Consider the following 7,317-nt stretch of genomic DNA (forward strand, 5'->3'; position numbering starts at 1 on the left):
GCCGACGATGTAGATATAGCCATCGCTCAAATAGCCCATGTCGCCGGTGTCGAGCCAGCCGTCGACGAGACAGGCGTCGGTCGCCGGCTCGTCGCGGAAATAGCCGACCATCACCGATCCGCCCGTGCACCACACTTTGCCGATCGCCTTGTCGGGGAGCGGCGTGCCGTCCTCCTCGCGGATTTCGATCGTCATGCCGCGCACCGGCTTGCCGCAATTGACGATCGCCCGGTAGCGCTGCGGCCGGTGGGCGTGGATATCGCCGCCCGACAGTTGCGTTTCCTCGACCAGCTCGACGACGATGCCTTCGCCCGGGGGCATGATCGAGACGGCAAGCGTCGCCTCGGCAAGGCCGTAGCTGGGCGTGAACGCCTTGGCGTCGAACCCGGCGGGCGCAAAGGCGTCGACGAACGCCTGCATGACGTCGGGGCGGATCATGTCGGCGCCATTGCCGGCCAATCGCCAGCGCGACAGATCGAAGCGGCCTTTGACGTCGGTCGACGAACTGATCCGGCGTGCGCAGATGTCGTAGCCGAAGGTCGGCGAATAGGAGAGGCTGGTGCCGGCGTTGCGGCTGATCAGGTCGAGCCAGGCAAGCGGGCGCCGCGCGAAATCCTCGGTCTTGAGATAGTCGGTCGAGACTTGGTTGGCGACCGGCGACAAGAAGCAGCCGACCAGGCCCATGTCGTGGTAAAGCGGCAGCCAGGAGATGCAGCGGTCGCCCTCGGTGACGTTCATGCCGTGGCCGTGTGCCGCGAGATTCTCGAGCAGGGCTTCGTGCGTGATCGCGACCCCGTGCGGGAAGCGCGTCGATCCGCTCGAATATTGCAGATAGGCGATGTCATTCGCGTCCGCCTGCGGCAAGGGCCCGGCGGGGGCGCTACGGCTGGCGAACTCCTCGAAGGTCGTGCCCGTGATTCGGCCGGCTTCGGCAGCGGCGTGCGCCATCGAGGCGATCTCGGCCGGGTAGAGCAGCATCTTGGGATCCGAGCTCTTCAGCTGGACCGCGAGCTGGTCGATATAGGACTCCCGGCCGCCGAAGCTGGTCGGCAGCGGCAGCGGCACCGGCCAGGCACCCGCATAGATTGCGCCGAAGAAAAGAGCCGCGAACGCGGCGCCCGTCTCCGCGACCAGGGCGATGCGATCGCCCGGGCGGATGCCGGCGGCGACCAGCCGATGGGCATTGGCCAGCGCATCGTCGCGCAGGACGGCATAGGGGTAAGGTTGAGTCAGCGTCCCGCGGGCATCGTGGAAGTTGAGGCCGCGCACGCCGCGCGCCGCATAGTCGAGCGCTTCGCCTAGCGTGGCGAAGTCGCCGAAGCGGCGCGGCAAGCTGTCGTCAGTCGGGGTCGGCGTCATAGGGTCGGACGCTTGGTCCGATGCAGTGGCGTTCACGCGGCTACCCATAGTGCTGACAGTGCTCCCGGTCTCGTGACGCACCGACGGCATCTCCTCATATACTCCAACCCCGCGTGATAGACGCACATTGAAGATCGTCCAATCCTTTAACGATACAGCATGATCGGCGTTCAAAATCCGGCCCGACTGTGGCACAAACGTGGCGCGTGCAAACAGGCCGACCCCAACGCGCCCGTCCGGCGCTCGATGCCGCGGCGTTGGAACGGCTCGCGCTGGGCTATGCCGGGCGGTTCGCGACCAGCCGCGCCAAGCTCGGTGACTATCTTCGACGCAAGCTGTCGGAGCGCGGATGGGACGGCGAGGGCGAGCCGCCGATCGCTGCCATCGTCGAGAGATTCGCCGAGCGGGGCTATGTCGACGACCGTGCCTTCGCCGAGGCCAAGGGCCGGACGCTGAGCGCGAGAGGGTATGGCGCCCGCCGGCTGGACACCGCGCTCGCCGGCCACGACATCGCGCCCGACGACGCCAAAGCGGCCCGCGAGCAGGCCGATGTCGACGCCTGGACGACCGCGCTGCGCTTCGCCCAACGCAAGCGGATCGGGCCGTTCGCGGATCGCCCGCTTGACCAAAAGGGTCATAGCCGCGCCTTTGCGGCGATGATGCGCGCCGGTCATTCGATCAATTTCACGCGGCGGATCCTTGCGATGGCACCCGGGGATGTCCCAGACCAAGACGAAGCCTGAAATGCCTGCGATCCGGCGAAGATTCCGTCTCGATTCGGGCAATAATCATGCTATGTTTCCAGGCAGGGGGATTGAAACACATGCAGGAAGGCTTTCACGCGTTCGAAAATGACGGTGTCGGCGGCGTCGCAACTGGCGTGTCGCTGCGTGCGATGAGCGCGGCCGATCATCGACCAGCCCGTTTCGAGACGCCGCATCTTGCTTCCTTTCATGACCAATCGGATTCGGACCGTTCGAGCCGCCCCGCTGTAGTCTGTGCCGACGATGCAAACCCGGAAACGCCTCCGCTCCCGCAGGCGGGCGAGGTTGAAGTCTCGGGCAACATCAAGTGGTTTGATGCGACCCGCGGTTTCGGCTTCCTGGTCGGCGACGATGGCGAAGGCGATGTGCTGATCCATTTCTCCGTGCTCCGCCCGTTCGGGCGCCGCAGCCTGCCCGAGGGAGCGCGTGCCGTCTGTCTCGCCGCGCAGCGCGAGCGCGGGCTGCAGGCGCGGGCGCTGGTCAGCTTCGACCTGTCGACCGCGACCGGGCCCGATCTCGAAGCCGCCGCGCGCCGCGCCGCGACGCATGTCGATCCGATGCCGCTGCTAGAGGCGGCAGGCGATCCTGAATCGGTGCGGGTCAAGTGGTTCAATCGCCTCAAGGGCTATGGCTTCCTCGTTCGCGACTGCGATAACGCCGACATTTTCGTGCATATGGAAACGGTGCGCCGTGCAGGGCTCGTCGATCTCGTCCCCGAGCAAAGCATGCGCGCGCGGATCGCGGCGGGCGCCAAGGGGCCGCTTGCGGTCGAACTGCTGCTCAGCGAGCATTGAGCGTCGGCGACATGATCCGCGGCTTGCCGCGACCGTAACGCCACGCTAAGCGCAGCAGCATGGGCGTACTCGCAAATATCTTCACATGGTGGAACGGTGCCACGTTCACCACGCGGCTGTTCACGCGCCGCCATGGCGGTCGCGTCGGATCGGACACGATGGGCAATATCTTTTATAGTGGCGGCACGGATGTGCACGGTAATCCGCGCCGCTGGGTGATCTATGCCGGATCGAACGACGCCAGCCGCGTGCCGCCGGAATGGCATGGCTGGTTGCACAACACGATCGACGAGACGCCCGACGATCTTCCTGCGCCGCGTGCGTGGCAGTCGGCGCCGCAACCCAATCTGACCGGTTCGCGCGAGGCCTATCGGCCTGCCGGTGCGCTCGAGGCCGGCGGCAAGCGTGCCGCCGCCACGGGCGACTATGAGGCATGGAGCCCGAACTGACCCATGCGTAGTCTATTGAAGGAACATGGTGCCGAGGCGCTGATCGGGCTTCTCGTCGTCATCGTGGCGGCGTGGTTCGCTTATTATGCCTGGGAGCGGACCGGCGGCGGGCGCGTCGCCAATGCGGTGCAGGTCACCGCACTGTTTCCGAATGCCAACGGCATCGCGGTCGGCACCGACGTGCGGGTCGCCGGGCTCAAGATCGGGCAGGTCTCCGGGCTCAAGCTCGATCCGCAAAGCTATCAGGCCGACGTGATGCTGGCGATCGATCCGACCGCCAAGGTGCCGTCGGATAGCAGTGCCGCGATCACCTCGGAAGGCGTTCTCGGCGGCAATTATATTTCGCTGGTTCCCGGTGGCGCGTCGACGCCGCTCAAATCCGGCGACACCATCGTCGACACGCAGGGCGCGGTCGACCTGATGGGCATGGTCGGCCAGTTCATCAATCATTCGGGCAGCGATGCAAAGTCCGGCGGCGACGCCAAATCGGGCGCCGCAGCGGCGTCGGGTTCTGGCAACCAGGCGGCCGCGGCCCCCAGCCAGCCGTGAAGCGGCTCGGGCTAGCGGCCGGGATCGCCCTGATCGGCGCGGTCGGCGCCTGGCAGGGCGTCGAGGCGCTGCACGAAAACAATACGGACAAGCCCGCGCTGCCGCTAGGCGACGCCAGCGACGCTGCCGATGCGGCGCCCGCAACGGGTAGGGCGAAGTCCGCTTCGCCCGGTCCCGACGCGCTGAGCCGCACCGAGACGCCGATGGCGGACCGCGTCGCGGTGCTCGGGCTGCTCAACAAGCGCAACGGTCTCGAGCGGGACGTCACGATGAAGCCGGGGCAGGCGATGCGGGTCGGCGATGTCGTGGTCCGGCTACGCGCTTGCGAGACGAGCGCACCGTGGGAGGCCGAGCCGCTGACAGGGGCCTTCGTCCAGCTCGACGTCGAGGGGCGGGATACGCGCTGGCGGCGAGTGTTCTCGGGGTGGCTCTACAAGGAATCGCCGTCGCTCAACGTCGTCGAGCATCCGATTCACGATGTGTGGCCCAAGAGCTGCGCGATGATGCATCCCGATATCGGCCCCGATACGGTGCTCGCCTCGGCGATCGGTGCGGGCGCGCCGGCGGTGCGATCGAGCGCGAAGAAGTCGGCCGACGCCGATGCGCCCGCGAGCGCGGCGAAGGCCGCCGCCGCCGAGGCACCGCCGCCGAGCGCCTCGTCCAACAACGCGCGGTAGCTCGCCCGCGCAATCTCGATCGCGCCGAGCGAGGCAAGGTGGTCGGTGATGAACTGGCAGTCGAGCAGCATATAGCCGCCCGCCCGCAGCCGGCCGACGAGATGCGCCAGCGCGATCTTCGACGCATCGGTCGCGCGGCTGAACATGCTCTCGCCGAAGAAGGCGCGACCGAGCGAGACGCCGTAAAGCCCGCCCACCATCTCTCCGCCGACGTCACCCGCGCGCCACACCTCGATCGAATGGGCATGACCCCCTGCGTGGAGAATGCCGTAGGCCTCCTCGATCTGCGGATTGATCCACGTCTCGGGGCGATCGACGCTCGCGGTGGCGCAATGGGCAACGACCCGTGGGAAATCATGGTCCGCCGTCACCGCGAACCGATCCGAGCGCAGCGTCTTGCGTAGCGAGTGCGAGAGGTGAAAGCCGTCTAGCGGGAGAACGCCGCGCTTCTTTGGCTCGACCCAGAAGATATCCGCGGCGTCGCGGCTGTCGGCCATCGGAAAGACGCCGACCGAATACGCCCGCAGCAGGAGATCGGGGTCGATCGGCTCGGCCGCCGCTCGCCGCCCGCGCCCGAGCATTCAGCCTCGCGGCCGCAGCGACTGGAGGCGAAGGGGCGGAGTCGGCATATCGACGCCAGTATCAGGGCTTGCGCGGCTTCTCGCAAGCGCAATCGGCAGATCTATGTTAGGGTCGATGCTCGGCACGGTTTGCGGTGCCCGTCGTCGTCGCACTAGCGGTCTTCGCGCAGACGTCGGGACGGATCAGCCGCTTCGGCGGGCCGAGAGCGCCTCGATCATTGTTCCGCTAGAGGATTTCGCGGACCCGCTCGATCGGGCGACACAATCGTACACCTTTGCTGGTCTCCACCAGCGGGCGCTGGATCAGGATGGGCTGCGCGAGCATCGCGTCGAGCAGCGCGTCATCGTCGGCCTCTCGCAGGGGAATCGCCGCATCCTCGCTCGCCCGTAGGCCTTGACGCGGCGTGATGCCGGCCTTGGCGTAAAGACCAACGAGGCGTGCGCGCGTAGGTGGCGTGTCGAGATAGGCGATGATCTCGAGATCGATCCCTGGCGTCTCCTGCAGGATCGCGAGCGTCTTGCGCGAGGTCGAGCAGCGCGGATTGTGCCAGATCGTGGCTTTCACGCGCCTTCGTCCGCCAGCCAATGCTCGAGCCACTTGATCGTATATTCGCCGTCCTGGAAGTCGGGCTCGTCGAGCAGCGCCTGGTGCAGCGGGATGGTCGTGGTGATGCCGTCGATCACGAATTCCTCAAGCGCCCGCCGCAGCCGCCGTAGCGCGCCCTCGCGGCTATGGCCCCAGACGATCAGCTTGGCGATCATCGAGTCGTAATAAGGCGGCACGCGGTAGCCGGCATAGAGCCCGCTATCGACGCGGACGTTCATCCCGCCGGGCGCATGATAGCCCTTCACCAGGCCTGGCGAGGGCGCGAAAGTGCGCGGATGCTCGGCGTTGATCCGGCATTCGATCGCGTGGCCGCGGAATTCGACATCCTCCTGCCGCAGCGTCAGCAAATGACCGTCGGCGATGCGGATCTGCTCGCGGACGAGATCGAGGCCGGTGATCGCCTCGGTGACCGGATGCTCGACCTGCAGCCGGGTGTTCATCTCGATGAAGTAGAAATTGCCGTCCTCGTAGAGGAATTCGATCGTGCCGGCGCCGCGATAGCCCATGTCGGCCATCGCCTTCGCGACGATCCCGCCCATCCACTCGCGCTGCTCCATCGAGATGACGGGCGAGGGCGCCTCTTCGAGCACCTTCTGGTGGCGGCGCTGGAGCGAGCAGTCGCGCTCGCCGAGATGGATCGCCTGGCCGTTGCCGTCGCCGAACACCTGGAACTCGATATGGCGCGGGTCCGACAGATATTTTTCCATGTAGACGGTCGCGTCGCCGAATGCGGCCTTCGCCTCCTGGCCGGCCTGCTGCATCAGCGTCTCGAGCATGTCCTCGCTCTCGACGACCTTCATGCCGCGCCCGCCGCCACCCGACGCCGCCTTGATCAGCACGGGATAGCCGATCTCGGCCGCAACCGCCTTGGCCTCGGCGACATCGCTGATCGGGCCGTCCGAGCCGGGCACCAGCGGCAGGCCGAGCTTGGCCGCGGTCAGCTTGGCTTCGATCTTGTCGCCCATGATCCGGATATGCTCGGGCTTGGGCCCGATGAAGATCAGCCCGTGCGCCTCGACGATCTCGGCGAACTTCGCGTTCTCGGAAAGGAAGCCGTACCCCGGGTGGATCGCGTCGGCGCCCGAGATCTCGGCGGCGGCGATGATGTTGGGGATGTTCAGATAGGAGTCGGCGGCGGCCGGCGGCCCGATGCACACCGCCTGATCGGCAAGGCGGACGTGCATCGCCTCGGTATCGGCGGTCGAATGCACCGCGACGGTCTCGATCCCCATCTCATGGCAGGCACGATGGATGCGGAGCGCGATCTCGCCGCGATTGGCGATGAGCACCTTGCTGATCGGCATGATGCTTACTCGACGACGACGAGCGGCTGGTCGAACTCGACCGGCTGGCCGTTCTCGACCAGCACCTGGCGCACGGTGCCCGCCTTGGGCGCGACGATCGGATTCATCACCTTCATCGCTTCGACGATCAGCAGCGTGTCGCCGGCGGCGACCTGCTTGCCCGGGCTGACGAATGGTGCGGCACCGGGCTCGGCCGACATATAGACGGTGCCGACCATCGGCGACTTTACCAG

10 protein-coding genes and 1 pseudogene are annotated in these 7,317 nt (G+C 66.8%); 5 read left to right on the forward strand and 6 right to left on the reverse strand.

Annotation, left to right across the window (positions count from 1 at the left end):
• The coding region (locus tag Q0326_RS05900) for a fatty acyl-AMP ligase (protein ID WP_298688120.1) at positions 1–1,359 on the reverse strand (1,359 nt) is incomplete at its 3' end.
• A gap of 206 nt (positions 1,360–1,565) precedes the next feature.
• Here Q0326_RS05900 and Q0326_RS05905 point away from each other — a divergent pair.
• Complete coding sequence (locus Q0326_RS05905; protein ID WP_298688122.1) at positions 1,566–2,102, forward strand: regulatory protein RecX; 537 nt, start codon at positions 1,566–1,568, stop codon at positions 2,100–2,102.
• A gap of 50 nt (positions 2,103–2,152) precedes the next feature.
• Here Q0326_RS05905 and Q0326_RS05910 read toward each other — a convergent pair whose 3' ends face one another.
• Positions 2,153–2,500 carry a hypothetical protein gene (locus tag Q0326_RS05910; RefSeq protein WP_298688138.1) on the reverse strand — a complete coding sequence of 116 codons (348 nt, stop codon included), beginning with the start codon at positions 2,498–2,500 and terminating at the stop codon, positions 2,153–2,155.
• Between Q0326_RS05910 and Q0326_RS05915 the strand changes: the two genes are divergently transcribed.
• The 4 genes and pseudogenes from Q0326_RS05915 to Q0326_RS05930 all read left to right on the forward strand — a co-directional run.
• Entirely contained in the window at positions 2,426–2,917 is a 492-nt protein-coding gene (locus tag Q0326_RS05915; protein ID WP_298688136.1) for a cold shock protein, read from the forward strand. The genes Q0326_RS05910 and Q0326_RS05915 overlap by 75 nt on opposite strands.
• A 59-nt stretch (positions 2,918–2,976) precedes the next feature.
• Positions 2,977–3,366 (forward strand): NADH:ubiquinone oxidoreductase subunit NDUFA12, encoded by a 390-nt coding sequence (locus tag Q0326_RS05920; protein WP_298688124.1) that lies wholly within the window; start codon positions 2,977–2,979, stop codon positions 3,364–3,366.
• A 3-nt stretch (positions 3,367–3,369) separates the two neighbouring features.
• Positions 3,370–3,915 (forward strand): outer membrane lipid asymmetry maintenance protein MlaD, encoded by a 546-nt coding sequence (gene mlaD / locus Q0326_RS05925; protein WP_298688126.1) that lies wholly within the window; start codon positions 3,370–3,372, stop codon positions 3,913–3,915.
• Positions 3,916–4,184: 269 nt separating this feature from the next.
• Positions 4,185–4,352, forward strand: a pseudogene (locus Q0326_RS05930) (DUF2155 domain-containing protein); the annotation flags it as partial.
• A 35-nt stretch (positions 4,353–4,387) separates the two neighbouring features.
• Here the strand turns inward: Q0326_RS05930 and aat are convergent.
• The 4 genes from aat to Q0326_RS05950 all read right to left on the reverse strand — a co-directional run.
• Complete coding sequence (aat, locus tag Q0326_RS05935) at positions 4,388–5,173, reverse strand: leucyl/phenylalanyl-tRNA--protein transferase (protein WP_298688128.1); 786 nt, start codon at positions 5,171–5,173, stop codon at positions 4,388–4,390.
• A 226-nt stretch (positions 5,174–5,399) separates the two neighbouring features.
• Positions 5,400–5,738, reverse strand: coding sequence for an arsenate reductase (glutaredoxin) (arsC, locus tag Q0326_RS05940; protein WP_298688130.1), 339 nt, complete (start codon positions 5,736–5,738; stop codon positions 5,400–5,402).
• Complete coding sequence (gene accC, locus Q0326_RS05945) at positions 5,735–7,084, reverse strand: acetyl-CoA carboxylase biotin carboxylase subunit (protein ID WP_298688132.1); 1,350 nt, start codon at positions 7,082–7,084, stop codon at positions 5,735–5,737. The genes arsC and accC overlap by 4 nt, the downstream gene beginning before the upstream one ends.
• A 5-nt stretch (positions 7,085–7,089) precedes the next feature.
• Positions 7,090–7,317, reverse strand: a 228-nt coding sequence (locus Q0326_RS05950; protein WP_298688134.1) for a biotin/lipoyl-containing protein, incomplete at its 5' end; no start/stop codon positions are given.

This window comes from uncultured Sphingomonas sp. (assembly GCF_937859915.1).
Classification (GTDB): Bacteria; Pseudomonadota; Alphaproteobacteria; order Sphingomonadales; family Sphingomonadaceae; genus Solisphingomonas.